At 62.9% G+C, this 26,420-nt stretch carries 30 protein-coding genes; 12 read left to right on the forward strand and 18 right to left on the reverse strand.

Features of this window, described 5'->3' with window-relative positions; all coding sequences use genetic code 11:
• Positions 1-56: 56 nt before the first annotated feature.
• Positions 57-1,055: an adenosine kinase gene (locus ACS0VV_RS13990; protein WP_483533303.1), complete on the reverse strand. Its 999-nt coding sequence runs from the start codon at positions 1,053-1,055 to the stop codon at positions 57-59.
• A gap of 85 nt (positions 1,056-1,140) precedes the next feature.
• Here ACS0VV_RS13990 and ACS0VV_RS13995 point away from each other — a divergent pair, with 85 nt between their 5' ends.
• From ACS0VV_RS13995 to ACS0VV_RS14005, 3 genes are all read left to right on the forward strand, one after another.
• Positions 1,141-1,848, forward strand: coding sequence for an EI24 domain-containing protein (locus ACS0VV_RS13995; protein WP_483533560.1), 708 nt, complete (start codon positions 1,141-1,143; stop codon positions 1,846-1,848).
• Position 1,849: 1 nt separating this feature from the next.
• Positions 1,850-2,287, forward strand: a complete 438-nt coding sequence (locus ACS0VV_RS14000) for a hypothetical protein (protein WP_483533304.1) — start codon at positions 1,850-1,852, stop codon at positions 2,285-2,287.
• Between the two features lie 83 nt (positions 2,288-2,370).
• Positions 2,371-3,312 (forward strand): hypothetical protein, encoded by a 942-nt coding sequence (locus ACS0VV_RS14005; RefSeq protein WP_483533305.1) that lies wholly within the window; start codon positions 2,371-2,373, stop codon positions 3,310-3,312.
• Here ACS0VV_RS14005 and ACS0VV_RS14010 read toward each other — a convergent pair.
• The 13 genes from ACS0VV_RS14010 to ACS0VV_RS14070 all read right to left on the reverse strand — a co-directional run bounded on the left by ACS0VV_RS14010 (position 3,309) and on the right by ACS0VV_RS14070 (position 13,573).
• Positions 3,309-3,533, reverse strand: a complete 225-nt coding sequence (locus ACS0VV_RS14010; protein ID WP_483533306.1) for a hypothetical protein — start codon at positions 3,531-3,533, stop codon at positions 3,309-3,311. The two genes, ACS0VV_RS14005 and ACS0VV_RS14010, sit on opposite strands and share 4 nt — an antisense overlap.
• A gap of 65 nt (positions 3,534-3,598) precedes the next feature.
• Positions 3,599-3,955 carry a HesB/IscA family protein gene (locus ACS0VV_RS14015; RefSeq protein WP_483533307.1) on the reverse strand — a complete coding sequence of 119 codons (357 nt, stop codon included), beginning with the start codon at positions 3,953-3,955 and terminating at the stop codon, positions 3,599-3,601.
• A complete protein-coding gene (locus ACS0VV_RS14020; protein WP_483533308.1) occupies positions 3,955-4,437 on the reverse strand; it encodes an SUF system Fe-S cluster assembly protein in 483 nt (160 codons plus the stop codon). The genes ACS0VV_RS14015 and ACS0VV_RS14020 overlap by 1 nt, the downstream gene beginning before the upstream one ends.
• On the reverse strand, positions 4,437-5,639 hold the full coding sequence (locus ACS0VV_RS14025) for an aminotransferase class V-fold PLP-dependent enzyme (protein WP_483533309.1): 1,203 nt from the start codon (positions 5,637-5,639) through the stop codon (positions 4,437-4,439). Before ACS0VV_RS14025 ends, ACS0VV_RS14020 begins: the two co-directional genes overlap by 1 nt.
• Complete coding sequence (locus ACS0VV_RS14030; protein WP_483533310.1) at positions 5,615-6,019, reverse strand: hypothetical protein; 405 nt, start codon at positions 6,017-6,019, stop codon at positions 5,615-5,617. The genes ACS0VV_RS14025 and ACS0VV_RS14030 overlap by 25 nt, the downstream gene beginning before the upstream one ends.
• Positions 6,016-6,777, reverse strand: coding sequence for a SufD family Fe-S cluster assembly protein (locus tag ACS0VV_RS14035; RefSeq protein WP_483533311.1), 762 nt, complete (start codon positions 6,775-6,777; stop codon positions 6,016-6,018). The genes ACS0VV_RS14030 and ACS0VV_RS14035 overlap by 4 nt, the downstream gene beginning before the upstream one ends.
• The gene (gene sufC, locus ACS0VV_RS14040) at positions 6,770-7,519 is read right to left on the reverse strand and encodes a Fe-S cluster assembly ATPase SufC (RefSeq protein WP_483533312.1); all 750 of its coding nucleotides are present in this window, start codon (positions 7,517-7,519) and stop codon (positions 6,770-6,772) included. The genes ACS0VV_RS14035 and sufC overlap by 8 nt, the downstream gene beginning before the upstream one ends.
• Before the next feature lie 2 nt (positions 7,520-7,521).
• Positions 7,522-8,064, reverse strand: coding sequence for an endonuclease domain-containing protein (locus ACS0VV_RS14045; RefSeq protein ID WP_483533313.1), 543 nt, complete (start codon positions 8,062-8,064; stop codon positions 7,522-7,524).
• A complete protein-coding gene (locus ACS0VV_RS14050) occupies positions 8,061-8,324 on the reverse strand; it encodes a hypothetical protein (protein WP_483533314.1) in 264 nt (87 codons plus the stop codon). Before ACS0VV_RS14050 ends, ACS0VV_RS14045 begins: the two co-directional genes overlap by 4 nt.
• A 151-nt stretch (positions 8,325-8,475) precedes the next feature.
• Entirely contained in the window at positions 8,476-9,972 is a 1,497-nt protein-coding gene (sufB, locus tag ACS0VV_RS14055) for a Fe-S cluster assembly protein SufB (protein WP_483533315.1), read from the reverse strand.
• Entirely contained in the window at positions 9,969-10,391 is a 423-nt protein-coding gene (locus tag ACS0VV_RS14060) for an SUF system Fe-S cluster assembly regulator (protein WP_483533316.1), read from the reverse strand. The genes sufB and ACS0VV_RS14060 overlap by 4 nt, the downstream gene beginning before the upstream one ends.
• 362 nt (positions 10,392-10,753) lie before the next feature.
• Positions 10,754-11,620, reverse strand: a complete 867-nt coding sequence (locus tag ACS0VV_RS14065) for a helix-turn-helix domain-containing protein (RefSeq protein WP_483533317.1) — start codon at positions 11,618-11,620, stop codon at positions 10,754-10,756.
• Between the two features lie 153 nt (positions 11,621-11,773).
• Positions 11,774-13,573 (reverse strand): DUF885 domain-containing protein, encoded by a 1,800-nt coding sequence (locus tag ACS0VV_RS14070; protein ID WP_483533318.1) that lies wholly within the window; start codon positions 13,571-13,573, stop codon positions 11,774-11,776.
• A 294-nt stretch (positions 13,574-13,867) separates the two neighbouring features.
• On the opposite strand from ACS0VV_RS14070, the gene ACS0VV_RS14075 reads away from it, so the two are divergent.
• The 4 genes from ACS0VV_RS14075 to ACS0VV_RS14090 all read left to right on the forward strand — a co-directional run bounded on the left by ACS0VV_RS14075 (position 13,868) and on the right by ACS0VV_RS14090 (position 20,260).
• Positions 13,868-14,899 carry a quinone-dependent dihydroorotate dehydrogenase gene (locus ACS0VV_RS14075; RefSeq protein ID WP_483533319.1) on the forward strand — a complete coding sequence of 344 codons (1,032 nt, stop codon included), beginning with the start codon at positions 13,868-13,870 and terminating at the stop codon, positions 14,897-14,899.
• A gap of 11 nt (positions 14,900-14,910) precedes the next feature.
• Complete coding sequence (gene ggt / locus ACS0VV_RS14080) at positions 14,911-16,641, forward strand: gamma-glutamyltransferase (protein ID WP_483533320.1); 1,731 nt, start codon at positions 14,911-14,913, stop codon at positions 16,639-16,641.
• Between the two features lie 155 nt (positions 16,642-16,796).
• Positions 16,797-18,530, forward strand: coding sequence for an AMP-dependent synthetase/ligase (locus ACS0VV_RS14085; protein ID WP_483533561.1), 1,734 nt, complete (start codon positions 16,797-16,799; stop codon positions 18,528-18,530).
• Between the two features lie 146 nt (positions 18,531-18,676).
• Positions 18,677-20,260, forward strand: a complete 1,584-nt coding sequence (locus tag ACS0VV_RS14090; RefSeq protein WP_483533321.1) for a hypothetical protein — start codon at positions 18,677-18,679, stop codon at positions 20,258-20,260.
• Positions 20,261-20,286: 26 nt separating this feature from the next.
• Here ACS0VV_RS14090 and ACS0VV_RS14095 read toward each other — a convergent pair whose 3' ends face one another.
• The 4 genes from ACS0VV_RS14095 to ACS0VV_RS14110 all read right to left on the reverse strand — a co-directional run bounded on the left by ACS0VV_RS14095 (position 20,287) and on the right by ACS0VV_RS14110 (position 22,915).
• Positions 20,287-20,805 carry a hypothetical protein gene (locus ACS0VV_RS14095; protein WP_483533322.1) on the reverse strand — a complete coding sequence of 173 codons (519 nt, stop codon included), beginning with the start codon at positions 20,803-20,805 and terminating at the stop codon, positions 20,287-20,289.
• Positions 20,802-21,302, reverse strand: coding sequence for a hypothetical protein (locus ACS0VV_RS14100; protein ID WP_483533323.1), 501 nt, complete (start codon positions 21,300-21,302; stop codon positions 20,802-20,804). The genes ACS0VV_RS14095 and ACS0VV_RS14100 overlap by 4 nt, the downstream gene beginning before the upstream one ends.
• 223 nt (positions 21,303-21,525) lie before the next feature.
• Positions 21,526-22,512, reverse strand: coding sequence for a sulfur carrier protein ThiS (thiS, locus tag ACS0VV_RS14105; RefSeq protein WP_483533324.1), 987 nt, complete (start codon positions 22,510-22,512; stop codon positions 21,526-21,528).
• A gap of 22 nt (positions 22,513-22,534) precedes the next feature.
• Positions 22,535-22,915: a MerC domain-containing protein gene (locus ACS0VV_RS14110; RefSeq protein ID WP_483533325.1), complete on the reverse strand. Its 381-nt coding sequence runs from the start codon at positions 22,913-22,915 to the stop codon at positions 22,535-22,537.
• A gap of 115 nt (positions 22,916-23,030) precedes the next feature.
• On the opposite strand from ACS0VV_RS14110, the gene ACS0VV_RS14115 reads away from it, so the two are divergent.
• The 5 genes from ACS0VV_RS14115 to rpsI all read left to right on the forward strand — a co-directional run bounded on the left by ACS0VV_RS14115 (position 23,031) and on the right by rpsI (position 26,350).
• Complete coding sequence (locus ACS0VV_RS14115) at positions 23,031-24,092, forward strand: COX15/CtaA family protein (RefSeq protein ID WP_483533326.1); 1,062 nt, start codon at positions 23,031-23,033, stop codon at positions 24,090-24,092.
• The gene (cutA, locus tag ACS0VV_RS14120; RefSeq protein ID WP_483533327.1) at positions 24,089-24,424 is read left to right on the forward strand and encodes a divalent-cation tolerance protein CutA; all 336 of its coding nucleotides are present in this window, start codon (positions 24,089-24,091) and stop codon (positions 24,422-24,424) included. Before ACS0VV_RS14115 ends, cutA begins: the two co-directional genes overlap by 4 nt.
• Before the next feature lie 14 nt (positions 24,425-24,438).
• Positions 24,439-25,167: a hypothetical protein gene (locus tag ACS0VV_RS14125; RefSeq protein ID WP_483533328.1), complete on the forward strand. Its 729-nt coding sequence runs from the start codon at positions 24,439-24,441 to the stop codon at positions 25,165-25,167.
• Positions 25,168-25,334: 167 nt separating this feature from the next.
• On the forward strand, positions 25,335-25,814 hold the full coding sequence (gene rplM / locus ACS0VV_RS14130) for a 50S ribosomal protein L13 (RefSeq protein ID WP_483533329.1): 480 nt from the start codon (positions 25,335-25,337) through the stop codon (positions 25,812-25,814).
• Complete coding sequence (gene rpsI / locus ACS0VV_RS14135; protein WP_483533330.1) at positions 25,814-26,350, forward strand: 30S ribosomal protein S9; 537 nt, start codon at positions 25,814-25,816, stop codon at positions 26,348-26,350. The genes rplM and rpsI overlap by 1 nt, the downstream gene beginning before the upstream one ends.
• The last annotated feature ends 70 nt before the right edge of the window (positions 26,351-26,420 follow it).

Raw genomic sequence — 26,420 nt, forward strand, 5'->3', positions numbered from 1 at the left:
AATTGGGTTGGAGAGTCAGGAGCTGAAGCGGCTTGCGTCCCAGCTTTGCTTGTGCCTTAGCCCAACTTCTCCGCCATCAGCGCTTTCATATCCACCTCGGGCCGCGGGCCGTAGTGGCTGATGACTTCTGCCGCTGCGACCGCGCCGCGCTTCAGGCACGCCTCGATAGGCTCGCCCTTGGCGTGGCCGCTGAGGAAACCCGCTGCGAATTGGTCGCCCGCGCCGGTGGTGTCGACGACCTTGTCGATCGGTTCGGCGGCTACTTCAAAACGTTCGCCATTCGCCACGCAAACCGCACCCTTGGCGCTGCGGGTGGCGACCAGCACGGGGACTTTGCCTGCCACGGCGGCCAGCCCGGTGTCGAAATCATCTTCGCCCGTCAGCGTTGCCAGCTCGCTTTCATTCACGAACAGGATGTCGATCACGCCATCGTCGATCATGGCGCGGAAATCGTCGCCGTGGCGGTCGATCACGAAGCTTTCGCTGGCGGTGAAGGCGACCTTGCGGCCCGCCTTCTTCGCCACATCAATCGCGCGGCGCATCGCCTTGCGCGGTTCTTCGGGGTCCCACAGATAGCCTTCGAGATAGAGGATCGCGCCGCTTGCGATCAGCTCTTCGTCCAGAGCCTCTGCCGGGAGCGACTGGCCCGCGCCGAGGAAAGTGTTCATCGTGCGCTCGCCATCGGGCGTCACGAAAATCAGGCAGCGGCCGGTGGGCGGTGAGCCCTTGGGCAAAGGCGGCGTGTCGAAATCGATGCCGGTGGCGCGCATATCGTGGGTGAAGACCTCGCCCAGCTGGTCGTCGCACACCTGGCCTACAAAGGCGCATTGCAGGCCGAGCATACTTGCGCCCGCCAGCGTGTTCGCCGCCGAACCGCCCGAAACCTCGCGCGCCTGCCCCATCGCGGCATAGAGCGTCGTCGCGCCCTCGGCATCGACCAGCGTCATCCCGCCGCGATTGAGGCCGAGTTCCTCGATCAGCTCGTCTTCGCAAGAGGCAATCACGTCCACCACGGCATTGCCGATGGCGATCACGTCGTAACGGGGTGCGGTCATGAAAACTCCTGAAAGTCTGAATATCTGGCGGGCGGCGCCCGTGCGGGCGTTGACTTGGCGAAAAGGGCGCGCAATCGCAAGCACTATGGGCGGTTTGGCGAAATCACTGGTGCTGGGCTTCGGACAATTGTTCGACGGCGCGGTGCTGCGCATCTTGCTCAAGAGCCTGTTCGTGACGCTGGTGGTGTTCGTGATCGTCGCATTTGCGGGTTGGTACGCGCTCGACTGGGCGCTGGCTTCGGGCGGGCTGGAGGACAGCGCCTTTGCCGGAGCCGAAGGTGTACGCGAGGCGCTGTCGCTGCTGCTCGCCCTGCTCGGCCTGTGGCTCACCTGGCGCATCGTAGCGATGGCGGTGATCCAGTTCTTTGCCGACGAGGTGGTGGTTGCGGTGGAGCGCAAGCACTACCCGCAAGCCGCCAGCGTCGCGCGCGATGTGCCGTTTGGGGAGGCGCTGGGAAATGCGCTGAAAGCCGCTGGCCGCGCACTGCTGTTCAACCTGCTCGCCGCGCCGGTTGCGCTGGTGCTGCTCTTTACCGGTGTGGGGACGTTCGCGGTGTTCTGGATCGTCAATGCCGTGCTGTTGGGGCGCGAATTGCAGGACATGGTGTGGCTGCGCCACCGCCAACACGCGGGCGAGAGCGCACCGGTGGGCGGCGGCCAGCGTTTCGCTCTGGGCGGCGTGATTGCGGCACTGCTCGCCCTGCCCTTCGCCAATTTCCTTGCGCCTGTGCTGGGGGCCGCTAGTGCGACACATCTTGTCCATGCGCGTCCGCGCACAGCATTGCCCGAGTAATATGCGACTGTTCGTCCCGCTTCTTTCTGCCAGCCTTCTCGCCGCCTGCGCCACCACGCCGCCGCCGGTGCAGACGCAGGCCCCGCCGCCGCCCGCGCGCCCCGATACGCAGACGCAGGTGCCGCCGACCCGCGCGCTGCCGCAGCCGGTACCCGTTGCGGGCCGTCCGGTGCCGCAGATCATGGAAGGGCCGGGGCTCGCCGGGATTATCCGCGAGGAAGCGCCCGTACTCATCCGCCGCTTTGGCGAGCCGCGCCTCACCGTGGTCGAAGGCGATATGCGCAAGCTGCAATTCCGCGGCGAGGCCTGCGTGCTCGACATCTTCCTTTACCCGCTGCGCCCCGGCGCGGAGCCGGTTGCCACGTGGATCGAAGCGCGCCGCTCTTCGGACGGCGCAGCCGTGGACCGCTTCGCCTGCATCCAGGCGCTTTCGCTCTGAGCGGGCCAAGGTAACGCGAATTTAAGGCTGTTTCGGCATAGCATTCGGCAAATCAGCACCCGCAATTGGGGAATTTGTCGAAAATGAGCATCCACTTCGCCGATATCGCCCGCCACGCCGCCGAGGATGGCGCTGTTTCTGCAGAAGAAATCCTCGCCATGCGGCAGGCCGGCTGGGCCGACGGCAAGATGACCCGCGCCGAGGCCGAAGCCGTCTTCGCCGCGCAGAATGTTGCTGGCGAACACTCCCGCGAATGGAGCGATTTCTTCGTCGAGGCGATCCAGCACTATGTGCTCGAGAACAGCGAACCGCGCGGCTATGCCAGCGAGGCCGAAGCACGCTGGCTGATCGACCAGGTGCAGCGCGATGGCAAAGTCTGCTCGATGACCGAGCTGGAAGTGCTCACCCGCATTATCGAGAAGGCACAGAACGTGCCCGATGTGCTCAAAGACTTCGTGCTGCGCGTGCTCGAGGACGCGGTGATGACCGGCACCGGCCCGACCCGCTGCGGCGGCGAATTGTCGGATACGCACGTCTCCGAAGCCGAGTGCAAACTCATCCGCCGGGTGATTTTCGGTTCGGGCGGCGATCGCCCCGCCGGTGTCAGCCGCGCCGAGGCGGAAATGCTTTTCCGCATCAAGGACGCGACCGAGCACGCCGCCAATGCACCCGAATTCAAGCGCTTGTTCGTGCAAGGCGTGGGCAATTACCTGATGGGCTTTGCCGGCGAGAGCGCGCAATTGAGCCGCGAGCGCAAGCTGGAGCTGGAAGCCTTCGTCGCCGACAACAAGGCGAGCGTTGGCCGCTTTATGGGCGAAATGGCTGTCTCGACGCCAAATGTGTTTGGCATGGTGTTTGGCCGCAAAACTTCTGCCCCCAGCCGCGAGGAACGCGTTGCTGCCGAAGCAGAACTCACCGGCGGCGAACAGGATTGGCTCGACGCGCAGATCGCCGTCAACGGCAAGGTCGATGCTTACGATCAGGCATTGTTGAAGTTTCTGGCGGAGGAAGCGGGGCGGGTTTAGCCTCGGTCGAATTCTAACCGCGCAGCGGCTCCGCCCTGCATCGGCAGCGGGCCTTTGGGCGGCTCGACAAGCGCAGGCGCCATGCCGGGCGGGCGCTTGCGGCTGTTGCGGCGGGTTTTGCCCTCAACATCCTCCCCACGATAACGGGCGAGCACGCGTTCAATAAAGCTGTTGCGACGGTCAGAACGCTTGGGGCGCGGGTGGGAATCAGGCGAAGGCATTCCACTGCCCTAGCAGAATAACACACCCGAATCCAGATGCCCGGCAATGCGGGCCTGCAGGCGAGTCAGACCATAAAGCTTTCGCCGCAACCACACGCGCCCTTGGCGTTCGGGTTCTCGAACACGAAACCGGCGGTGAAATCGTCTTCCACCCAGTCCATCACGCTTCCCACAAGGTAGAGGACGCTCGCCCCGTCGATGTAGAACGTGCCGCCCGGCGTTGCGATCTTCTCGTCGAATTTCACCTCTTCGGTCACGTAATCGACCGAATAGGCAAGGCCCGAACAGCCCCGGCGCGGGGTGGAGAGTTTGACGCCAATCGCATCTTCGGGTGCCTTCGCCATCAGATCGGCCACGCGCTGCTCGGCAGCGGGCGTCAGCGTGACGGCGGCGGGCAGCGCGCGGGCTTTGGTATCGGTCATCACAGCATCCCCAATTCGAGCCGCGCTTCATCGCTCATCTTGGACGGATCCCAAGGCGGATCCCAGGTGATCACGACTTCGGCATCGCGCACGCCGGGAAGGCCCATCACCCGCATTTCGATTTCGTTCGGCATCGTCTCGGCAACCGGGCAATGCGGGGTGGTGAGCGTCATGGTGACGACCACGTCCGATTCGTCCGACACCTCGACATTGTAGATCAGGCCGAGATCGTAAATGTTCACCGGAATTTCCGGATCGTAAATGTCCTTCAGCGCGTCGATCACGCTCTGGTGCAATTCGCCGCCCGGTTCGCCAGGAGCAACGCCTTCAGGCTTCTTCGCCAGAAAGCCTTCGAGATAGTCGCGCTTGCGCTCCAGCTTTTCGCCAGCGGTTTCTTCGGGCAGCGGCGCGTCCTCGACGCGGGCGCGCGGCGGTTTCTTGGTCATTTCGTCAGTTTGCCCGGAATCATTGACGTGGTCCATCAGCCGAAAATCCTCTTGGTGCGTTCGATACCGCGAACAAGCGCGGCGACATCGTCTTCGTCGGAGTAAATCCCGAAACTGGCGCGCGCGGTGGCGGTGATGCCCAGCTTCGCCATCAACGGCTGCGCGCAGTGGTGGCCGGCGCGGATCGCGACATTCTCTTCATCCAATATGGTGCCGAGATCGTGCGGATGAATACCGTCTATCAGGAAACTGACAATCCCGGCGGAGTCTTCCGGCCCGTAGAGCGTCACATCGTTCATCGCGCCCAGCGCCGCGCGGGTCTGTGCGACCAGCCGTGCTTCATGCGCATGGATCGCGTCCAGCCCGATGGCGGAAACGTAATCGCACGCCGCGCCGAACGCGATCGCTTCGACAATCGCGGGCGTGCCTGCCTCGAAACGCTGCGGCGCAGGAGCATAGGTAGTGCGGTCGAAGCCAACCTGGTCGATCATCGCGCCGCCGCCTTGCCATGGCGGCATCGCCTCGAGCAGTTCCGCCCTGCCCCACAGCGCGCCGATCCCGGTCGGGCCGTAGAGTTTGTGCGCGCTGAAAGCGTAGAAGTCGCAATCGAGCGCGGCGACATCGACTGGCAGGCGCGGCACCGCCTGGCACCCGTCGAGCAGCAGCTTTGCGCCTACCGAATGCGCCAGATCGGCGGCGCGCTTGGCATCGAGCACTGAGCCGAGCACGTTGGAGACGTGGGCGAAGCTCACCATTGTGTGCTCGGGGGTGAGCATGGCCTCGGCGGCATCGAGATCGATCCGCCCGTCGTCGGTGAGCGGACACACATCGACCTGCCAGCCCGCAAGCTGCCACGGCACGATGTTGGAATGGTGCTCCAGCTCGCTGAGCAACACGCGGCCTTTGTGGGGATAGCTATACGCAACCAGATTGATCGCCTCGGTCGCACCGCGCGTGAACACGACTTCGCCTTCTGCCCCGCCGAGCAGCCGCGCAACCTTTCGCCGCGCGTCCTCATAGGCCAGCGTCATTTCCGCCGAGCGCGAATAAACGCCGCGATGCACGGTCGCGTAGTCTTCCCCCATGGCGCGGCTCATCGCGTCGATCACCGCTTGCGGCTTTTGCGCGGTCGCGGCGCTATCGAGATAGTACCACGGCGCACCGTCAGCGGTGACGAGGCCGGGGAAGTCGGCCTTGCGCGAGAGGGTTTCGGCTACGGGCACAGCGCCGCTCTCCATTGGTCAGGGTCATCCGAGCGCCAGCACTTGTAGCGCACGCCAAGTTCGGTAACGCGCCAGGAGCCGCTATCGGACTGTTCGAGGATCGCCCGCCAGCCCGTCATGCGCACCGAATCATCGAGCATCGGTCCAGCCACGCCAATCATTTCGAGGCGCGACGGGTCGCTCGCCAAAGGCCGCATTTGCACGTCCAGCGTCGGCGCACCTTCCATGCTTTCCGGATAGCGGCCAATGATGTTGGTAATCATCTCGGCGGGCGATTGCGCGCCAAGCGGCGGGGGCGGAACGCGCAGATACTCCGCTTCAGGCGCGGCATCGGGCGTGGTCGTACAGGCGGCAAGGCCAAGGCAGGCGACGGCGAGGAATAGCGCGGGCTTCACAGCCTGTCCTCCAACTGGTCGAGCGCGTTTTCCAGCAACGGCGCGCGCATCGCTTCGTCACCCAGTTCGACAAAGGCATCGGCGATAAATGCCTGGATCAGCAGCCGCTTGGCGACGTCTGGCGCGATGCCCCGGCTCGCCATGTAATAGCGCGCCATTTCGTCGAGCTGGCCGATCGCCGCGCCATGCGCGCATTGCACATCGTCGGCGAAAATTTCGAGCTCGGGCTTGGTGTTCGCACTCGCGCCCTTGTTGAGCAGGATCGCACGGAAGTTCTGCGCCGCATCGGTCTTCTGCGCATCGCGTGCAACTTCGATGCGGCCGAGGAAATTGCCCGTCGAGCGGCCCCATTGCACTGCGCGCACCGTCTGGTTGCTGGTGGCATTGGGGTGTGCGTGGATCGTGCGGGTGACAAATTCCTGCACCTTGTCGCCCCCGCCAATGGTGACGCCGCCAAATTCAAAATGCGCGCCTTCTTCCAGCGTCACCTCGATCTCCACTCGCGCAAACGGGCCTGCGGCGAGCACTTTGAACGCCTCGAAACGCCCGCCCGCACCGACATGGACGCGTAGACGATCGAGTAGACCGTCGCTTTCAACGTGAAAGCCGGTTTCCAGACGCGTTTCGCCCGCAGGCACGCTGAGTTCGCGCCAGCGGTGAATGACATCGGCATCAGCGCTGGCGAGCCAGGCGCTATCAGAATAGCGCCAGTCCTCGTCGCGTGTTGTCGGGAGCGGGAGGGTTGCGGCCTCAGGCATCAGCCATCACCGCGTCATAGCCTTCTTCTTCCAACCGCAGCGCGAGTTCCGGCCCGCCGGTCTGCACGATGCGGCCATTGGCGAGCACGCTCACCTTGTCGGGCTGCACCACGTCGAGCAGACGCTGGTAGTGGGTGATGAGCAGCACGCCCTTGTCGGGCGAGCGCATGATCGCGTTGATCCCCTCACCCACCACGCGCAGCGCATCGATATCGAGGCCGCTATCGGTCTCGTCGAGCACGGCGAAGCGGGGATCGAGAATGCCCATCTGTACCATCTCGTTGCGCTTCTTCTCGCCGCCCGAAAAGCCGACATTCACATTGCGCTTGAGCATTTCCATGTCGAGCTTGAGCAGCGCCGCCTTTTCCTTGGCGAGCTTGAGAAAGTCCCCGCCCGACAGCGGCTCTTGCCCGCGCGCCTTGCGCTGCGAATTCAAGGCCTCGCGCAGGAATTGCACGTTGGAAACGCCGGGAATCTCCACCGGATACTGGAAGCCGAGGAACATCCCCGCCGCCGCGCGCTCATGCGGCTCCATGGCGAGCAGGTTGTCGCCGTTGAAGGTGACGCTACCGCCGGTCACCTCGTAACCCGGACGTCCGCCCAGCACATAGGCCAGCGTCGACTTGCCCGCGCCGTTCGGCCCCATAATCGCGTGCACTTCGCCCGCAGCCACTTCGAGGCTGAGGCCTTTGAGGATCGCTTTGCCGTCAATCTCGGCGTGAAGGTTTTCGATTTTGAGCATTTTCAATTCCTGTCGCGCCGCGATGGCCCATTGCCGTCACGGTCATAGCGGGGGCGCGTCTGGCGCGGGTTTTCTTCCTGATGTTTACGCCGCGCTTCGGCTCTGTCGGCGATGCGCAGGCGCATTCCGGCGGTGATGCGCTGGAGCACCTCGTCCATGTTCTCGAGAATATCGGCGGCCTTCAGATGCATCACGCGGATGCCGACGCTTTCGAGGCTCTTGTCACGGCGGCGATTGAGCGCCTCGTCATCGCCTTCCTCGTCGATCACGATGGCCATGCCGAGATTGTGGCAATTGAAATCGACAATCGCGCTGCCGACCACCGCGAAGCGTTTGAAGGTGTATCGGCCAAGATCGGCAGTAGCGAACCGCTCGGCGAGCGCCTTGTGCGCGGGGCTGGCGAACCGCTTCATCTCGCGCGCGCGATCATGCAGCGCATCGAGCCGCTTGTCGGAGATTTCCCAGCCACGGCCCTTCTTCTTGAGCGCGGGAGCTTCGGGTGAGTCCGACGGATCGCGGAGGCCTAGGGTTTTTCGGTCAGTCATAGCGATGAAAGAACAAGGTAGCCGATCCCAAAGAATACTGTTGCAAGGAATAACTGGGTGAATCGATTGACGATGCTGGTCTTGAGGCGTTCTCTTCGATCTGCTCTTCGACGCGCATCTTCGCCCTCTTTGCGCCGACGCTCAGCCTCGGAAGGCGAAACATAACGCTTGGAAATTCTGGAGATGTCGAGGACTTGCCGATCATATTCGGTATCGGAACGACAATAGGGGCAGAGATATGCTCGCTCGTCGATTTCCATTCTACACATACCGCACTGCATCACTCTAAGCTCCCCTCAACCGAGAGCGCCAGCTCGTCATTGCGAGCGTAGCGAAGCAATCCAGCTCCGGCGCTGCTGGATTGCCGCGTCGCTTTTGGCTCCTCGCAATGACGGTTGATAGGGAGCGCACTCATCCGACCGAACCTTCAAGTGAGATCGCCAATAGCTTCTGCGCTTCCACCGCAAACTCCATCGGCAGTTCTTTTAGCACGTCTTTCGCAAAGCCGTTGACGATCAGCGCCACCGCCTCTTCCTCGCCCAGTCCGCGTTGCATCGCGTAGAAGAGCTGGTCGTCGGAGATTTTGCTGGTGGTCGCCTCGTGCTCGATCTGGGCACTCGGATTCTTCACCTCGATATAGGGCACGGTGTGCGCGCCGCATTCGCTGCCGAGCAATAGCGAATCGCACTGGGTGAAGTTGCGCACGCCATCGGCATTCGCCGCCACGCGCACCAGCCCGCGATAGGTGTTGTTGCTCTTGCCCGCCGAAATCCCCTTGGAGATGATCGTCGAGCGACTGCCTTTGCCGTTGTGGATCATCTTGGTGCCGGTGTCGGCCTGCTGGTGGTTATTCGTAACCGCGACCGAGTAGAATTCGCCTACACTGTCTTCGCCATTGAGCACGCAGGACGGATATTTCCACGTCACCGCAGAGCCGGTTTCGACCTGCGTCCATGAAATCTTGCTGCGAGCACCTTGGCACAGTCCGCGCTTGGTGACGAAATTGTAGATCCCGCCCTTGCCCTCGGCATCGCCGGGATACCAGTTCTGCACGGTCGAATATTTGATCTCGGCATCTTCCATCGCCACCAGCTCGACCACGGCGGCGTGGAGCTGGTTTTCGTCGCGCATCGGCGCGGTGCAGCCTTCGAGATAGGAGACGTATGTTCCCTTCTCGGCGATGATCAGCGTGCGTTCGAATTGCCCCGTATTCTCCGCATTGATGCGGAAATAGGTCGAAAGCTCCATCGGGCAGCGTACGCCTTCGGGGATGTAGACGAAGGTGCCGTCCGAAAAGACCGCGCAATTGAGCGTCGCGAAGAAGTTATCCTTCTGCGGCACGACCTTGCCGAGCCACTTCTTCACCAGCTCCGGATATTCGCGGATCGCCTCGCTAATGGAGAGGAAGATGACGCCCGCCTTCTTCAATTCCTCGCGAAACGTAGTGGCGACGCTAACAGAGTCGAACACCGCATCCACCGCCACCTTGCGCGCGCCTTCGACGCCTGCGAGCACTTCCTGCTCGGCAATCGGAATACCTAGCTTGTCGTAAATCGCCTTGATCTCGGGATCGAGTTCATCGAGCGATTCGAGCTTGGGCTTCTTCTTCGGCTCGGCGAAGTAATAGGCGTCCTGATAGTCGATTTCGGGATAGCCGAGCTTGGCCCAATCGGGCTCTTCCATGGTCTGCCACAGGCGGAAGGCTTTCAGCCGCCAGTCGAGCATCCATTCGGGCTCATTCTTTTTCGCCGAGATAAACCGCACCGTGTCTTCGGTGAGGCCCTTCTCGGCAAATTCGGTCTCGATATCGGACGACCAGCCATGCTCGTATTCGGCAGCCTTGGCGGCCGCCGCCTTGGCTTCTGCATCCATTTCGGAGCGGTCTTTGAGGTCAACCTGATCGGTCATGCGACTTCCTGTTCGTGAGTTTCGTTTCGCGCCAGCTGCACCAGCGAGATATTGGCGAGTGCGCCGCGCAGAGCGGCGTTCACCAGCGGCCAATGCGGTTTGACCGCGCAATTCTGCTCGACCACGCATTCGGCGCCGGTGACGCAGGAGGTGAGCGCAATCGGCCCCTCTACCGCCTCGACAATATCGGCCACCGTGATCGCCGCCGCGGGCCGCGCCAGCTGCAATCCACCGCCCGCACCGCGTGTCGAGCGGAGCAGGCCGGCGGCGGAGAGCTTGCTCACCACCTTTTGCACCGTCGGCACGGGCAGCCCGGTCTCGCTCGCCAGCTCGGCTGCAGACGTGCGTCCGCCACCGCAATGGCGCGCGGCGGCGCTCATGGTGACGACCGCATAGTCGGCAAGGTTGGACAGGCGCATTTCGCTCGGCTCGTTAATCGGACTGAATTGTTCCGATTAGCCATTTGAGCATCCGCGCCGCAGAATCAAGCGATTCCGGTTTGTTGCGAGTCGTTAGCATTTTCTCCTTTCGAAGCCGCATCCGCGGCTTCGTCCTCGCTAGACGCGCTCCGCTGCGCTGCGCGCCCGCTGCGGGCGGGCAGTCGCCCTAGGTCGTGCGCTGGTCGCGCCCGAGTATTGCGCACAATGGAAAGCGATTGGATTGGCGCCAACGGCGCCAACCGAGCGCACAGCGCGACCCGCAGGTGCCGCGCAGCGGGAACGAAGTCCCCGCGGAGCGAATAGCACCGAGGATGCCCGCCCGGATGGGCGAGCGTAACCGATCAAGACGCCCGAAAATCCTGCAACCGTTTGAAATTCTTCATTTGGATCAGCGTTTTCATGATCGGCTGGTCCTCCCCGCCCAGCCGCGAGGGGGTGAAGCCGGAGAAATGTCTGATCTCTTTCACCATATGCGGCTGGTCGTAAAAGGCATCGGCAATCGCGGTTGCTTCGCTATCGGTGAGGTCTTCGCGGCTCAGCATGGCGGCGGCGCGCAGCGCGCGGTACTTGCGCGACAAGGCAGCAGGCGGAAAGCCGAAATAGCGTTCGACCAGTCGCTCCGACTGGCGACGCGAATAGGCAAGCGTGTCGAACAGCGCTTCGATATCGGGATTGAGTGCGCTGCCCAGCCAGCCAATGGTCGCCTCGATCAGTGCTTCGTGGCGTTCGGGCACGGTGCCGAGCCGCTCGAAGATCCACTCGCCGAGCTCCATGCAGGCGGCTTCGGGGGAGATTTCGCCGGCCTGATAACGCGTGCTCAGATCATCGGCAAACAGGTCTATCCGTTCACCGAGCAATTCGCGCGCCGGAAAGAACCGGTCGATATGGTGATTGGCGGGCGCGTCGGTCAGCGCCGCCCAACCGAGCGGTGTCAGCGTGGCACCGATCGTGTCCCACGGCCCGTACATCGTAAAACGCCGCGCGCGCGAAAGACCGCTCATTAGATTGGCCCGCGCGAAGACATCCTGCGTGTAATCCTCGAACTCCATCTTGCCCGATCCGACAGGAAAGAGCGTCAGTTGCCCCAACCCGCCGGAATGCGCGTCATGCACCACCGGCTCTTCCGTCTTGAAGAAGAATAGCACGGTGAGATGCCGCGACAGATGCGCGGGCGGATCATAATATTCGAGAATGAAACGGGACTGCATGGCTAGCCAAGTGCGACCCGCTTGCCATGCAGACCCGAAGCACGCGCCATGTCCAGCCGCGGTGACAAGGCTGGCGGCGCTATGTGCACTGCCTTCATAGCGGGCCTGCGCGCACTTCCATTGTATCGCAGCGACATTCTCATGCAGTTATGGTTAACGCTGCTCTGATGCAATCCATGCATCAACCTGCTCTTCGAGTATGTCGAGCGGCACCGGCCCGTTGGTCAGCACCACCTCGTGGAACATCCGGATATCGAAATCCTCGCCCAACCGGCTGCGCGCCCGCTCGCGCAGTTCCATGATCTTGAGCTTGCCGATCATGTAGGCGGTCGCCTGTCCGGGATAGACGATATAGCGTTCGATCGCCTTGCGGATATCGCCATCGGGATTGGGCGTGTTCTCGGTGAGATAGGCAATCGCTTCCTCGCGGCTCCAGCGTTGCGAGTGGATGCCGGTATCCACCACCAGCCGCGTGGCGCGCCACAACTCCATGCCAAGTCGCCCGAAATCGGAATAGGGATCGGTGTAGAAGCCCATGTCTTTCGCCAGTTCCTCCGAATAGAGGCCCCAGCCCTCGGTATAGGCGGTAAAGCCGCCGAACCGGCGGAAGGGTGGCAGATCGCCGAGCGCGGTCTGGATCGAACGCTGCATATGGTGGCCGGGCACCGCTTCGTGATAGGCCAGCGCCTCCAGCTCGTTGCGGCTCATGTCATTGAGATTGAACAGGTTCACATAATAGGTGCCTGGGCGCGATCCGTCGGGTGCGGGGCTCTGGTAAAACGCCTTGCCCGCGCTCTGTTCACGGAAGGCTTCGACCGGCTGCACGCGCAATTCGTATTGCGGCAGCGTGATGAAATAGTCGGGCAGCCGCGCTTCCATCCGCGCAACCACGGCATCGACTTCGGCCAGGTAGTCCTCGCGGCTGGTGTGGAAAAAGCGCGGATCGCTTCGGGTGAAGGCGAAGAACTCCTGCAAGGTCCCTTCGAACCCCACCTGCACCATAATCGCGCGCATCTCGCCGTGGATTCGCTCGACCTCGCGCAGGCCGATGGCGTGGATTTGGTCTGCGGTCAGATCGGTTGTTGTGTAATAGCTTAGCAGCGCATCGTAATAGGCAGCGCCATCGGGGAAACGCCAGACACCGTCTTCGGTTGGTGCCGTCGCTTGCTGGCGGAGCATTTCGGTGCGCAGCCGGGCATAGGCGGGGACGGCGTAATCGCGCCAGGCGGCTTCGGCGGCAGTAATCATGCTGCCCGATTCGTCTTCCGGCAAATCCAGCGACGCGACTTCATCGCGAAAATCCTCCAGCACGGCATTGTCCATGCCTGCCGCCAGCAGATTGTCGATATCGCTCAGCACATAGGGATAGACCCAGTCGGGCGGCATGATGCCGCGATCCGCGCGCGCGGCCGATTGCGCCACCAGCGTGTCGAGATGCGGCCCGATCCCGGCAATCCGCTCGATATAGGCGCGGGCGTGGGCGGGCTCGCTAACGGTGTGGGTGTTGATCAGAAAAGCGGGAATCCCGCTCTGCGCGCCGTTCATCTGGTCGAAGATGTATCCATAATCGCGATAGGGTTCGAGCAGTTCGGATCGATCCGACACCGCTTCGAACAGGCGATAGGACAGCGCATCCTGTCCCTCGAGCGCCGCCAGATCATACTCGCGCTGCATCCGCTGCACATAGGTGCGGCGCAGATCGCGGCGGGCATCTTCGGCAGCATCGGAAGGGTCGGTCCAAAGGTCATAATCCGCGTCGCGAATGCCGCGATAGGTCTTCCCCTGCGGCGACATGGCGAGCGTGGCGGCGTCATATTCTTCGAAGAAGGTGTCGATATCGGCAGGAACGGGAGCGGTGGCGGTGGCGGGCACCTCGGCTTGGTTTGCGGCACAAGCGGATAGCGTCAACGCGGCCGAGGCAAGCAAAGCGGCGCGGAGAAGTGGCGAATTCATACAGGCGATCCTTCCTCGGTCATTTGCGCTTTTGCCTAAGCCAATGCGCAAGGCAGGGGAAGGGGGCCAAAAAAATGGGCGGCGATCCAAGGGATCGCCGCCCGTAAAGTGGAGAACTCGTTACGCCCTGCGTTCCGAGCCCTTCGGGTCGCAAATTTGGATTAGCTGATTCGCGCTCTGTGCTATTGTAAGAAGGCGACAGAGCGTGTTTCCCATGCGATTTTTCGCGTTTTGTTTTGCAACTGCATCGCAATGGCGTTGCGCCTGCGGGGGTTCTGCTGCCAAAGGCCGAAAATGCTGTTTTCGACCCTTCGTCCCGCCATCCATGCCCTCGATCCGGAGCGCGCGCACCGGCTGACCATCGCCGGGCTCAAAGCCATGCCCGGCAAACGCATTGCGGACTATCCGGCGGGTCTGAGCGTCGAAGTGGCGGGGTTGCGCTTTCCCACGCCGCTGGGGCTCGCGCCCGGCTTCGACAAGGATGCGGAGGTGCCGCGCGCGATGCTGGCGCTGGGTTTCGGCCATGTCGAGGTCGGCACGCTCACCCCGCGCCCGCAGGAGGGCAATCCCAAGCCGCGCCTGTTCCGCTTGGCCGAAGACCGCGCGGTCATCAACCGCATGGGGTTCAACAATGGCGGCATGGAAGCCGCGCATCGCCGCCTGCTCAAACGCGGGCGCGACCGGGGGCTGGTCGGCGTCAATGTCGGGGCGAACAAGGATACCGACGACCGGATTGCCGACTATTGCATGGGCGTTGCCGCCATGGCGAATGTGGCGGATTACATCACCGTCAATATCAGCTCGCCCAACACGCCGGGCCTGCGCAATCTGCAAGCCAAGGGGGAGCTAGAGGCACTGCTGGAAGCTCTCGCCGCGCAGCGGAACGAAGGCCAGCCGCCGGTCTTCCTCAAAGTCGCGCCCGATCTAGAGGACGGCGATCACGAACGGATCGTTCGTGCGGCGCTGGACAATGGCATTGCCGCGCTGATCGTCTCCAACACCACCATTTCGCGCCCCGCGCTCGTCTCGCGCCAAGCGGGCGAGGCGGGCGGATTGTCGGGTGCACCGCTCAAACCGCTCGCTCTGGCGCAATTGCGACGCTTCTATGCCGTGGCCAAAGGCGCATTGCCGCTAATCGGCGTCGGCGGCATCACCAATGCGGAGGATGCGTGGGAACGCATCCGTGCAGGGGCGCATCTGGTGCAACTCTATAGCGCGTTGGTCTATGAAGGGCCGGGCCTGGCGAAGCGCATCAACCGCGATCTGGCAGCACTGATGCAGCGTGATGGCTTTGCCACCATTGCCGAAGCGGTCGGAAGCGAATAGCAATCGGCGGTATGACACCGCTTCGCCTCATCCTCGCCGCGCCCGCGCTTCTTGCGCTGGCTGCTTGCCAGACCACTGCGCAGCCCGCGCCAGAGCCGGTTACCGCGCCTCCGCCCGCCAGCCAGAGCGGGGCCGTCAGCGCCGCCGATCCGCGCGCGACCGAGGCGGGCGCGCAAATCCTGCGGCAGGGCGGCAGTTCCACCGATGCGGCGATTGCCGTGATGCTGGCGCTGACCGTTGTCGAGCCGCAAAGCTCCGGGATCGGCGGCGGCGGGTTCTTCGTGCGCAGCGATGCCGAAGGCGGGCTGGTCACGCTTGACGGGCGCGAATATGCCCCGCTTGCCGCCGGACCGGACTGGTTCCTCGACGAAGACGGCGAGCCGCTCGGCTTTCGCGAGGCGGTGATCAGCGGACGCTCGGTCGGCGTGCCGGGCAATATCGCGCTGGCGGCAGAGGCCCACGCGCGCTTTGGCGTGCTCGCTTGGGACGACCTGTTCCAGCCCGCGATCCGGCTGGCGCGCGACGGCTGGGTGCTGAGCGAGCGCGGGGCGGCCTTTGCCGCCCGCGTGCCCGAACGCGCCGCGCATGAAGCGGCTGGTCGCGCGCTGTTCTTCGACGCTGATGGCAATCCGCTGCCCCCCGGAACGCGCGTCACCAATGAAGCACTGGCGCAAACGCTGGAAAATATCGCGGCTGCCGGGCCCGACTATTTCTACCAGACAATCGCCGCGCCACTAGCTGGTCATGTCGCTGCCAATACGCCCGGCGAGGCGGACATGACGGCCGACGACATTAACAGCTACCGCGTGAGCGAGCGCGATGCGCTGTGCGGGCCGTATCGCGAATATACGATCTGCTCGATGGGGCCGCCATCTTCTGGGGCGACCACCGTGCTGGCGATCCTCGGCCAGCTCGAACGCTTCGATATCGCCGCCATGGGTGCCGACAGCCCGGTCGCGTGGCACCTGTTCGCCGAGAGCCAGCGTCTCGCCTATGCCGATCGCGAGCTTTACCTTGCCGATGCCGATTTCGTGCAGGTGCCCGCGCGTGGACTGGTCGATCCCGCCTATTTGGCGCAGCGCAGCCTGCTCTTGTCGCCCGATACGCGGATGGCCGGCGTGGCTGCGGGCACGCCCGCAGGGGCGAGCATGGCGCTTGCCGACGGGGACGAGCCGGTGGAGAACGGAACGAGCCACTTCTCGGTTGCCGATAGCAGCGGCAACGTCGTCTCCTGGACCTCCACCATCGAAGGGCCGTTCGGATCGGGGCTGATGTTCGGCGGCTTCTATCTCAACAACGAGCTGACCGATTTCAGCTTCCGTCCGGAAGTCAATGGATTGCCCGTGGCCAACCGGGTCGAAGGGCGCAAACGCCCGCGCAGCTCGATGTCGCCGACCATCGTGTTCGATGCGGACGGCAATGTCGTGCTCGCGATCGGAGCAGCAGGCGGGCCGACCATTCCGGTTCAGGTCGCCAAGGCGCTGATGGGCTATATCGACTGGGATATGAGCGCGCAGGACGCGATCGCCATGCCCATGCTGTTTTCTCCCGGCGATACCATCGCGGTGGAACAGGACAACGTCGTGCCCGGCCTGATCGAAGCCCTGCAGGCGATGGGCCACACCGTCACCCAGCGCGATCTGCCTTTGAAGGCCAATGCGGTCGAATTGCGCGATGGCCGCTGGATCGGCGCGGCCGATCCGCGCAGCGAAGGCATCGCGACCGGTCTCACCATTCCATAGGCGAACCCTTGCCCACCGGCCTCATGCGCCCTAATTCGCCAGTGTAACGAAAAGCCGCCGGGCCAACCGGCGCATTCGGGAAGGACATTTGCGTGCTGCAGGACATCGAAAACGCCCAGAATCTGGTCGAGCTGTTTCTGAAACGGGCGGACGCCATGGGCGAAGCGCCGTTTCTCGGCTTCAAGCATGAAGGCACATGGCAAACCATCAGTTGGGCCGAGGTCGCGCGGCGGGTCTGCCTGATGGCGGAAAACCTGCGCGCCATCGGTCTGCGCGATGGCGACCGGGTGGTGATCGTGTCCGAGAACCGCCCCGAATGGTGCATTGCCGATCTCGCCATCATGGCGGCAGGCTGCATCACGACTCCTGCCTACACGACGAATACAGAGCGCGATCACAGCCATATTCTCGACGATTCGGGCGCGAGCGCGGTGATCGTCTCCAATGCCAAGCTGGCCAAGCCGCTCTTTTCCGCAATCATGGCCACCGGCAAGGTCCGCCATGTTGTGGTGATGGAAGGCGTTTCCACCGCGCAATCGGGCTCGTTCGACCTGCATGACTGGAACGCGATGATGGCGGGCGATGCCGCCGCTGCGCGCGCGGCAGTCGATGCCCGTATCGCCAATATCAAGCGGCCGGACACCGCCTGCATCATCTACACGAGCGGCACCAGCGGTGCCCCGCGCGGCGTGATGCAGCCGCACGCCGCCATCCTGTGCAATGTCGAAGGCGCGGCGGAAATCCTGACCGAGGATTTCGGCATCAAGGACGAACGCTTCTTATCCTTCCTGCCATTGAGCCATGCCTACGAGCATTCGGGCGGGCAATTCCTGCCCATCGGTGTGGGGGCAGAGATTTTCTATTCCGAAGGCCTCGAAAAGCTCGCCAGCAATATCGAGGAAACGCGGCCCACCATCATGGTGGTTGTCCCGCGCCTGTTCGAAGTGCTGCGCACGCGGATCATGAAGCAGATCGAGAAGGAAGGTAAGATCGCCAATTACCTGATGTCCCGCGCGCTCCAGATCACCGCGCATGAAAGCGAGCATGGCTCCAAGCGGCTGCTCGACCGGCCGATGGATCTGATCCTCGAAAAGACGCTGCGCCCCAAAATTCGTGCCAAGTTCGGCGGGCGGATGAAGGCGATGGTGTCGGGCGGCGCGCCGCTCAATCCCGAAGTCGGCAATTTCTTCGAAGCGATGGGCCTCACCATGCTGCAAGGCTATGGCCAGACCGAAAGCGGCCCGGTCCTGAGTTGCAACCGGCCCAAGGTCGGACTCAAGATGGACACGGTCGGCCCGCCGATGCGCGGGGTAGAGGTGAAGATCGCGGATGACGGTGAAATCCTCGTGCGCGGGGAGCTGGTGATGACCGGTTACTGGCAGCGGCCCGAAGATACCGAGCGTACGCTGGCGGGCGGCTGGCTGCATACGGGCGATGTCGGCCACTTGGACGAAAAGGGCCGGATCAAGATCACCGACCGCAAGAAGGACATTATTGTCAACGACAAGGGCGACAATGTCGCGCCGCAAAAGCTCGAAGGGATGCTGACGCTGCAACCCGAAATCAGCCAGGCGATGATCGTGGGCGACAAGAAGCCCTATATGGTCGCGCTGATCGTGCCCGATGCCGAATGGGCGCTCAGCTGGGCGCGCGAGAACGACATTCCGTTCGACTTGAAGGCGCTGCAAGACCTGCCCGCTTTCCGCAGCGCAATCAAAGCAGCGATTGACCGCACCAATGCGGACCTCTCGGTAATCGAGAAGGTGCGCAAGTTCGAATTCGCGGACGAGCCGTTCTCGGTCGATAACGACCAGATGACGCCGACAATGAAAATCCGCCGCGGCTTTATCAAGGAAGCCTATGGCGAGCGGCTGGAAGCGCTCTACTAGGAAGGCGGCGACCTACTCCGAAGGTCTGTAGAACGCGGTGAACCGAATCTTCACCCTGTTCCGGCATATGCGCTGATCAATCCTCTAAACCCGCAACGCTGCAAAGGCTTTGCGGCGGGGACAATTGATCAGGGATATTGCTTCCAATGCGTGTTTTTGCTGCGGTCTCGGCTCGCCACACTGTTCTTACCGGCCTGCTCGCCTCGGTTGCCGGTCTAGCGCTCCTCCCCTCCGCCGCCGCGGCGCAAGACGCGGGCGATATCGATGCGCGCCTCGCGGCAATGGAGGCGCGGCTGAATGCGCTGGCGGACGAGAATGCAGCCTTGCGCGAGCAGGTTGAGGAGCTGGAAAGCGAACAGCGTGCCCAGCCCCCGCGCCTGCCGCCGCCGCCTCCGCCGCCCGTGATGCAGGCGCGTTCGCAGCCTTCCGCACCGCAGGCGCAGGCAAGCCACGGCAATGACGATCCGCATCGCGCATCCGGCTTTATCGGCACCAATAGCGAGTATGCCTTCGCCATTCTCGACCACACCGAGAACATCACCACCCGCCCGCTGGTGCTGCTCGAAGCCCAGCAGGACGGTTTGCTCGATAACCGCGTGACGATTTCAGGCCAGGTCACCGCGATTGCCAATTACCAGTGGACCGATACCGACAGCCAGTTCGGCTATCTGATGCGCCACCCGACCAGCAACAACCAGCTCGGCAGCAATGTCTCCGAAGCGGTGCTGCACTCGGTCTCGGCAGCGGTCACCGCGCAGGTCGCCCCACGCGTGACGGCCTTTGCCGAAGTGCTGTATGATCCGCAGCAGAGCTTTGGTGCGGGCACGATTACCGCGCTCAGCCGCAACCAGCTGCAATTGCGCCGCGGCTGGGTGATGTACGGCGATCTCGACGAAGCGCCCGTCTATGCGCTGATCGGCAAGATGGATGTGCCCTTCGGCCTCAACGACACGCTCAACCCTTTCACCAATTCGACCAATTGGCACGCCTTCGCCCCGCTCGCCTATGGCGCGCAGGTCGGCTTCTATTCGGATGGCTTCCATGTCCGCGCAATGGCGGTGCAGGGCGGGGCGCAGTTCCGCTCGGCCAATGTTCCGGTGGAAGGCACTTCTGTCCCCTCGCGGCTCAACAATTTCGCGGTCGATGCGCGCTATACGCTCGATCTGGGGGGAGTGGGCAACAGCCTGATGGTGGGCGGCAGCTACATCCACGGCACGGCCTATTGCCAAGGCTATCCGATCTTCCACTTCAACCCCTGTGCGGACAACAATCCGGGCGTCGCGGCCTATGCGCGGCTCGATTACGGCGATCTCGATCTGCTGGCCGAATATGCGCAAACAACGCAGGTATGGGCGGGCACGCAGGTGCCTAATCCGGCCAATCCGCTCAGCCAGTTCGAAGCATTCGCGCCTTCCGCGCTGACGCTCGGTGGACGCTACGGCTTCGGCCAGCGGCTGGCCAATGGCGAGCGCTCGATCAGCATTTCGGGCGAATTCAGCCGCTTCTTCGCCGGGCCCGAGGGCGCGCCGTGGCGCCGCCAGACGCAATGGGTGCTCGGCGCATCATGGCAGGTCGTGCCGAATGTGAACCTGTTCGGCGAATTCGTCCATGTCGACGGCTTTGCCCCGCTGAACTTCCTCACCGGCGGCAATTTCCCCGATGGTAGCACATGGTCTGACCCTGATGTCGATACCAATGTGGTAGTGGCAGGCGCGCAGGTGGCGTTCTAGCCGAAGAGCGGCGGCAAGAGACGGGCTTAATCCACGCGAGGCGACTCTTGCTCAGCAAATCGCGTTTGATAGAAGCCAAGCTGCTGTGCCATGGCCGCGCTGGTTTTCGTAAGCTTCTGCGAGAATATCTCTGCCTCGGCTTGCGTGACCGCCCAACGCTCGTCAACGCCCGCATTTGAGCGGTAAACGGTCATATCAAGTAAAGCGATCCACGTCCCGTCGGTTTGGTACCCCACGGTAAGGACGCCATGCGCAAGAATAGGCCTTCGCTTTTCAATTGAATCCCAATCGCGCAACACTTGAGTTAATCGGGTGTCTTGTTTCGCGGTCTTTGGAACCCCTTCCAGTACCTTCTTCAGCTCTGCCAGCCGTTGGCCAGCCAAATGCTTGATAGACCTCGTTGCACCTGTCTGATGCGCAACTTCGAGCGCGCGGGCAACGGCTCGTTCTGTCCTTGCGAAACGGTCCAAACAACCGCCGCGCCATTCAGCGGGCGTCGGCATTTTAACATCAGAGAACTGCGCTCCGGCAATCGGAGCGTTCATGCCGCCTCTTCAACCTTCTCGGGATAGAAACCCGGTTCGCGCTTGGACCAGCCGGGTGCGGTCGCGGCGGACTCGCTCAGCGATTGCAGCAATTGCTTGCGTCGTTCAGGCCGGATTTGGGGCAAGGCAGCCGCCGCGCAGAAGGCGGCAGGCAGAAACGGCCGCGAGGCGGCACCGAGCAGGCGTTCATAGAGGAAGCGGTAGGCGGAAAAGCCCTCAAGCTGTTCCTGCGCAAGGTCCTGCGCGGTGATCCGCGCCAGCGTACCGATAAAGTGGTCGAGCCCGTCAAAGCCGCCATCGCCGGGAATGTGGTCACGCATCTGCCGCAATTCGCGATAGGCGATATATTGCCCGCGAATGGCGCGTTGATCGTCAGCCGTACGGCTCCAGTTCTTGAAAGCATCGCCGCGGCCCATGGCGATATCGAGCGAGCGCTCGATAAATTCCTGCTCATGCGCGGCGAAACCCGCAAATTCGCGCATTTCGGAGATGGTCATGGACGCAGTGCGCGCGCTTGGCATTTCAAAGGACTCCACCTGTTGTGAAGCCAGTGTCGCGCAACGTGGTTAATATATTATGGATTGTTGATTTGTGTGTTTCTCGGCGGCTGAAAGCCGACGACCGAGCCCGACCGGGCGACCGCAGGTGCCGCGTACCCCGGACTTGATCCGGGGGGAGCGAATAGCACCGAGGATGTGGGCGCGGATGCGCTCACACAAATCAAATGAGCCCTGCGAGCGGGCTGCTGGGATCAGCATATTTCCGCCGCCCCATACGGCCCGCCAGATATGCATCGCGGCCCGCTTCCACCGCCAGTTTCATCGCCCGTGCCATGCGGATCGGGTCTTTCGCCTCGGCAATCGCGGTGTTCATCAGCACGCCATCGCAGCCCAGCTCCATGGCGACCGCCGCGTCAGACGCGGTGCCCACACCGGCATCGACCAGCACCGGCACGCTCGCGCCTTCGACTATCAGTCGGATCGTCACCTGGTTCTGGATGCCGAGGCCTGAGCCGATCGGCGCGCCCAAAGGCATGATCGCCACCGCGCCTGCATCCTCCAGCTGCTTCGCCGCAATCGGATCGTCGGTGCAATAGACCATAGGCTTGAAGCCCTCCTTGGCCAGCACTTCGCAGGCGCGGATCGTTTCGACCATATTGGGGTAGAGCGTCTTCGCTTCGCCCAGCACTTCCAGCTTCACCAGATCCCATCCCCCAGCCTCGCGCGCCAGCCGCAAAGTGCGGATCGCATCCTCGGCAGTGAAGCATCCGGCGGTGTTGGGGAGGTAAGTGATCTTCTTGGGGTCGATATAGTCCATCAGCACCGGCTGACCGGGATCGGTGACGTTGACGCGGCGCACTGCCACAGTGACGATCTGCGCGCCCGATGCTTCGACCGCTGCGGCGTTCTGCGCGAAGTCCTTGTACTTGCCGGTGCCGACAATCAGGCGGGACGTGAAACGGTGTCCAGCGACTTCCCAGCTGTCATCGCTCTCGCCCGAGCCGCCGCCGACAAAATGCACGATTTCGAGCGTATCACCGTCATTCAGCGCGATCTCGCCTAGCTTCGAACGCGGGGCGATCTCGCCATTATGCTCCACCGCCACCTTTTCCGGCGCAAGGCCGATCTCCCGCACGAGATCGGCGATAGTGGAGGCGGAAGTCTGGCGGGGATCGCCATTGACGGTCAGGGAGAGCGGCTGGGTCATCATCCCCGCCATGTAGAGCGTGTCAGGCGTGACGCAAGTTGAGGATGTGGCCTGCAGCAACCAGTGTGACACCAATGCCCGTCAAAACCGCCTCTTCAAAGCCGTGGCCGACGGCAAGTGCCCCGCCCATAAAACTCAGACCCATCATCGCAATCACGAACGGTCCGCGGCGACGGTGGCGCACCGCGCCAATTCCGATGGCCACAGCCGCAACCAGCGTCGCCAGAACCAGGCCGATCTTGTGGATCGCCGGATCGAGCAGCCAGCTCACGCCCCAGGTGGCACCCAGACCAAGACCGGCAACGAGCACAATGCCCAGCACACAATGCAACAGGCAGAGCGCCGACAATGCGACGCCCACGCGGTCAAGCTTGCCGCGAATCCAAGGTGCTATCTGGGCCACACGCTCCAGATATGTGATGCTGTAACATTGCGCAAGAGGGTGCAGGCGATTCCACTGCCATTATGGCCCAACGTGCCGCTTGCGAAATGGCGGGCGAAGGCGCATTTGGCGCGCCATGGCTTCGAATGCTGACATTGTGATGGGCACGGATAGGGCGTCTCCGCGCATCCGCCCGCTTGCGCTGGCGAACTGGCTGTTGGGTGTGGCGGTGCTGGTGCTGGTAATGATTGCCGTTGGCGGCATCACCAGGCTGACCGAAAGCGGGCTCTCGATCACCGAATGGAAGCCGATCACCGGCGCAATCCCGCCGCTCACCGAAGAGCAGTGGCAGGTCGAATTCGCGCTCTACCAGACGACCGGCGAATACCAGTTGGAGAGCGGCCCGGCGGGAATTAATCTGGAATCGTTCAAATTCATCTACTTCTGGGAGTGGTTCCACCGGCTGTTGGGGCGGATCATCGGCCTCGCCTTTGCACTACCTCTGGCGTGGTTGTGGGTGAAGCGCGCGATCCCCGCTGGCTACAAGCCGCGCCTGCTCGCGCTGCTGGCGCTGGGCGGGCTGCAAGGTGCATTCGGCTGGTTCATGGTCCGCTCCGGCCTCAACACCGAGATGACCGATGTGTCGCATTTCTGGCTGTCGATCCATTTGCTTACCGCGTTTGTGACGCTGGGCGGCCTCGTCTGGACTGCGCTTGATCTGCGACAGGTCGCGGTGGGGATTGAACGGCCCGCGCGGTTGACCGGGCTGGCGACTGGCGTGCTCGCAGTGCTCTTCCTGCAAATGCTGCTCGGCGCATGGGTCGCAGGGCTCAATGCTGGCCATGCCTCTAACACCTGGCCGGGCATGACCGGCGGGTTCCTGCCCGATGTCGACTGGTCGAAAGGCACACTTTGGGCGTTCACGCATGACCCGTTCCTGCTGCACTTCATCCATCGCTGGTGGGCCTTTGCGGCGGTCGCCGCACTGATCGTGCTCGCGATCCGGGTGAAGCCGTTGCTGCGCCGAGCTTCGGTGTCGCTGCACTTGGCCTATGGTGTGCAGATCCTGCTCGGCATTGCGACCGTCCTAAGCGGTGTCGCGCTCTGGCTGGCGGTGGCGCATCAGCTGGTGGGGGCCTTGCTTGTGGCCAGCTTCGCCTGGTGCGCGCACGTGGTCGGCAGAGCGAAGGCGGCATGAGCGAAGGCGGCGCCCTGATCTGGTCTCCCTTTGGCGACCGGCAGAGCGCTCAGGCGGTAGTCGAAACCCTGCTGGCGGAAAAGCTCATTGCCTGCGCCAATATCCTGCCCGGAGTAACCTCGATATTCCGATGGCAAGGGCGGATCGCGCAGGCGGAGGAATTCGGCGTCCTCTTCAAAACCTCGGGGAACCTGCTAGACAAGGCAACCAGTCGCATCGCGGAGCTTCATCCCTATGAAACGCCCGCCATACTTGGTTGGCGAGCCGGAGCTGCTCCGCCTGTGACGCTGGAATGGCTGCAGCAGAGCCTCGCTTTGCCCCGGCAGGAATGAACGGAGGAGGTAGGGTGAAACGCAGGGATGCCTTGGGCGCAATTCTGGTTGCAAGCATCGCTCCTGTTTTGGGCACCCGCACTGCCTTCGCCGCGCCCGTTGCTCGCACGCTGATCAATCCGCCAGCAGCGCCGATGCGCTTTACGAGAAGGTTGCGGCGCAGCCTTGCCGACGGTCGCGAAATTACCGTTTTGCGCAGCTTTACGGTGCGTTTCGCACCTGCGCCCGAAGGGTTTGACCTCGCCGGTTCGCAAGCCGGAGTGGAAGTGGACTTGCCCGAGCAGCTCGCTGCATTCGCCGAGCTGGAAAGGGCGCGCGATGATAGCGCCATGTTCCCGATCAGCCTAGATCCCTTCGGCCAGATCGCGGCCAGCCGCGCTGCAGCGCCGCTGAGCGCGCAGGCTGAACAGGCCATCGCGCATGCTCTCGCCGCGATCGAGCGGCAAGGCCATGCCCCGGACGATCGCGAGCGGTTGCGGCAATTCGCTTTGGCGGTCCACAACAGTGGCGGAGCGATCACCGCGCATATGCCAGTAGACCTCTTTGCGCCCATGGGCGGTTTGCAGGAGGCCCGGCAAACATTGGCTCTGGGTGATGGAATGCAGGGTGAAGTACGCACGCTCTTTGATGGCAATACCGATGCCGACACCGGCCTGATGCAATACGCGTGGCGCGAGATCATCACCGATGTCGATGGTGACCGGCGCACCAGTCGCGAGGAATGGTCGCTCATGCTTGCATAGGCGGATCGTCTGCCCGCGAGGTTGGTGGTACTATTTTACCTCTCCGCAAAGGCGCGGATTTGCTTGACTTGCTGGCTTTCAGGCGACAAATGCGCGCTTCCGCAGCGGCGCTGACACCGATTCTCCGGCCAGCGCTGCACGCATGAACTAACTCAAGGAACAAAGCCATGAAGGCGCTGAGCAGGACCACCCGGTCGATCAAGCCGGCCGAGGTCGAAAAGAAATGGCACCTGATCGATGCCGAAGGTCTGGTTGTTGGCCGTCTCGCTACGATTATTGCCAATATTCTGCGCGGCAAGCACAAGCCGAGCTACACCCCGCACGTCGATTGCGGTGACCACGTCATCGTTATCAATGCCGACAAGGTGCAGTTCACCGGCGGCAAGGCTGCCAAGAAGCATTATTACAAGCACACCGGCTATGCCGGCGGCATCAAAGACATCACCGCAGACAAGGTTCTGGCCGGTCGTTTCCCCGAGCGCGTGCTGGAAAAGGCTGTCGAGCGCATGATCCCGCGCGGTCCGCTGGGCCGTGACCAGATGCGCGCGCTGCACCTGTATAACGGCACCGAGCACCCCCATGGCGGGCAGCAGCCCGAAGTGCTCGACGTCGCCTCGATGAACCGCAAGAACAAGGTGACCGCATAATGGCTACCGAAGACACCAAGACCGCAACCGATCTGGCTGATCTGAAGGACGTGATGAGCGATGCTCCGGCTGCAGACGCTGCTACCGGCGAAGGCGAAACCGTTGCTGCCGCGCCGACCATGCCGCTGCGCGAGCAGGAGCTTGACGCACAGGGCCGCGCTTACGCTACCGGTCGCCGCAAGGACGCCACCGCCCGCGTGTGGCTGAAGCCCGGCACCGGCAAGGTCACCGTCAATGGCAAGGATCAGGAAGTGTATTTCGCGCGCCCGACGCTGCGCCTCGTCATCAACCAGCCCTTCGCCATTTCCGAGCGCGAAGGCCAGTATGACGTGGTGTGCACCGTGTCCGGCGGCGGCCTTTCGGGCCAGGCTGGCGCAGTGAAGCACGGCATCAGCCAGGCTCTGACGAAGTACGAACCGGCGCTTCGCTCGACGATCAAGGCAGCAGGCTTCCTCACCCGCGACAGCCGCGTGGTGGAGCGCAAGAAGTACGGCAAGGCCAAGGCCCGCCGCAGCTTCCAGTTCTCGAAGCGTTAATTTTCACGGGCTTCGGCCCCACACAAGTTTCCTCGACGGAGGAAAATGCGAAGGGCGGCTCCCCACGAGG

The organism is Aurantiacibacter sp. KMU-128 (assembly GCF_056933515.1).

What these genes read in the sequence shown, in the direction of transcription:
- ACS0VV_RS14020 (WP_483533308.1), bottom strand. Translation starts at nt 4,437, where the DNA reads ATGGACCACGTCAATGATTCCGGGCAAACTGACGAAATGACCAAGAAA.
- ACS0VV_RS14035 (WP_483533311.1), bottom strand. Translation starts at nt 6,777, where the DNA reads ATGCCTGAGGCCGCAACCCTCCCGCTCCCGACAACACGCGACGAGGAC.
- ACS0VV_RS14060 (WP_483533316.1), bottom strand. Translation starts at nt 10,391, where the DNA reads ATGCGCCTGTCCAACCTTGCCGACTATGCGGTCGTCACCATGAGCGCC.
- ACS0VV_RS14065 (WP_483533317.1), bottom strand. Translation starts at nt 11,620, where the DNA reads ATGCAGTCCCGTTTCATTCTCGAATATTATGATCCGCCCGCGCATCTG.
- ACS0VV_RS14050 (WP_483533314.1), bottom strand. Translation starts at nt 8,324, where the DNA reads ATGGAAATCGACGAGCGAGCATATCTCTGCCCCTATTGTCGTTCCGAT.
- ACS0VV_RS14090 (WP_483533321.1), top strand. Translation starts at nt 18,677, where the DNA reads ATGCGTGTTTTTGCTGCGGTCTCGGCTCGCCACACTGTTCTTACCGGC.
- ACS0VV_RS14025 (WP_483533309.1), bottom strand. Translation starts at nt 5,639, where the DNA reads ATGGAGAGCGGCGCTGTGCCCGTAGCCGAAACCCTCTCGCGCAAGGCC.
- ACS0VV_RS14115 (WP_483533326.1), top strand. Translation starts at nt 23,031, where the DNA reads ATGGCTTCGAATGCTGACATTGTGATGGGCACGGATAGGGCGTCTCCG.
- ACS0VV_RS14070 (WP_483533318.1), bottom strand. Translation starts at nt 13,573, where the DNA reads ATGAATTCGCCACTTCTCCGCGCCGCTTTGCTTGCCTCGGCCGCGTTG.
- cutA (WP_483533327.1), top strand. Translation starts at nt 24,089, where the DNA reads ATGAGCGAAGGCGGCGCCCTGATCTGGTCTCCCTTTGGCGACCGGCAG.
- thiS (WP_483533324.1), bottom strand. Translation starts at nt 22,512, where the DNA reads ATGACCCAGCCGCTCTCCCTGACCGTCAATGGCGATCCCCGCCAGACT.
- rpsI (WP_483533330.1), top strand. Translation starts at nt 25,814, where the DNA reads ATGGCTACCGAAGACACCAAGACCGCAACCGATCTGGCTGATCTGAAG.
- ACS0VV_RS14045 (WP_483533313.1), bottom strand. Translation starts at nt 8,064, where the DNA reads ATGACTGACCGAAAAACCCTAGGCCTCCGCGATCCGTCGGACTCACCC.
- ACS0VV_RS14095 (WP_483533322.1), bottom strand. Translation starts at nt 20,805, where the DNA reads ATGAACGCTCCGATTGCCGGAGCGCAGTTCTCTGATGTTAAAATGCCG.
- ACS0VV_RS14015 (WP_483533307.1), bottom strand. Translation starts at nt 3,955, where the DNA reads ATGACCGATACCAAAGCCCGCGCGCTGCCCGCCGCCGTCACGCTGACG.
- ggt (WP_483533320.1), top strand. Translation starts at nt 14,911, where the DNA reads ATGACACCGCTTCGCCTCATCCTCGCCGCGCCCGCGCTTCTTGCGCTG.
- ACS0VV_RS13990 (WP_483533303.1), bottom strand. Translation starts at nt 1,055, where the DNA reads ATGACCGCACCCCGTTACGACGTGATCGCCATCGGCAATGCCGTGGTG.
- ACS0VV_RS14085 (WP_483533561.1), top strand. Translation starts at nt 16,797, where the DNA reads ATGGGCGAAGCGCCGTTTCTCGGCTTCAAGCATGAAGGCACATGGCAA.
- ACS0VV_RS14010 (WP_483533306.1), bottom strand. Translation starts at nt 3,533, where the DNA reads ATGCCTTCGCCTGATTCCCACCCGCGCCCCAAGCGTTCTGACCGTCGC.
- ACS0VV_RS14005 (WP_483533305.1), top strand. Translation starts at nt 2,371, where the DNA reads ATGAGCATCCACTTCGCCGATATCGCCCGCCACGCCGCCGAGGATGGC.
- rplM (WP_483533329.1), top strand. Translation starts at nt 25,335, where the DNA reads ATGAAGGCGCTGAGCAGGACCACCCGGTCGATCAAGCCGGCCGAGGTC.
- ACS0VV_RS14000 (WP_483533304.1), top strand. Translation starts at nt 1,850, where the DNA reads ATGCGACTGTTCGTCCCGCTTCTTTCTGCCAGCCTTCTCGCCGCCTGC.
- ACS0VV_RS14100 (WP_483533323.1), bottom strand. Translation starts at nt 21,302, where the DNA reads ATGACCATCTCCGAAATGCGCGAATTTGCGGGTTTCGCCGCGCATGAG.
- ACS0VV_RS13995 (WP_483533560.1), top strand. Translation starts at nt 1,141, where the DNA reads ATGGGCGGTTTGGCGAAATCACTGGTGCTGGGCTTCGGACAATTGTTC.
- ACS0VV_RS14075 (WP_483533319.1), top strand. Translation starts at nt 13,868, where the DNA reads ATGCTGTTTTCGACCCTTCGTCCCGCCATCCATGCCCTCGATCCGGAG.
- sufC (WP_483533312.1), bottom strand. Translation starts at nt 7,519, where the DNA reads ATGCTCAAAATCGAAAACCTTCACGCCGAGATTGACGGCAAAGCGATC.
- sufB (WP_483533315.1), bottom strand. Translation starts at nt 9,972, where the DNA reads ATGACCGATCAGGTTGACCTCAAAGACCGCTCCGAAATGGATGCAGAA.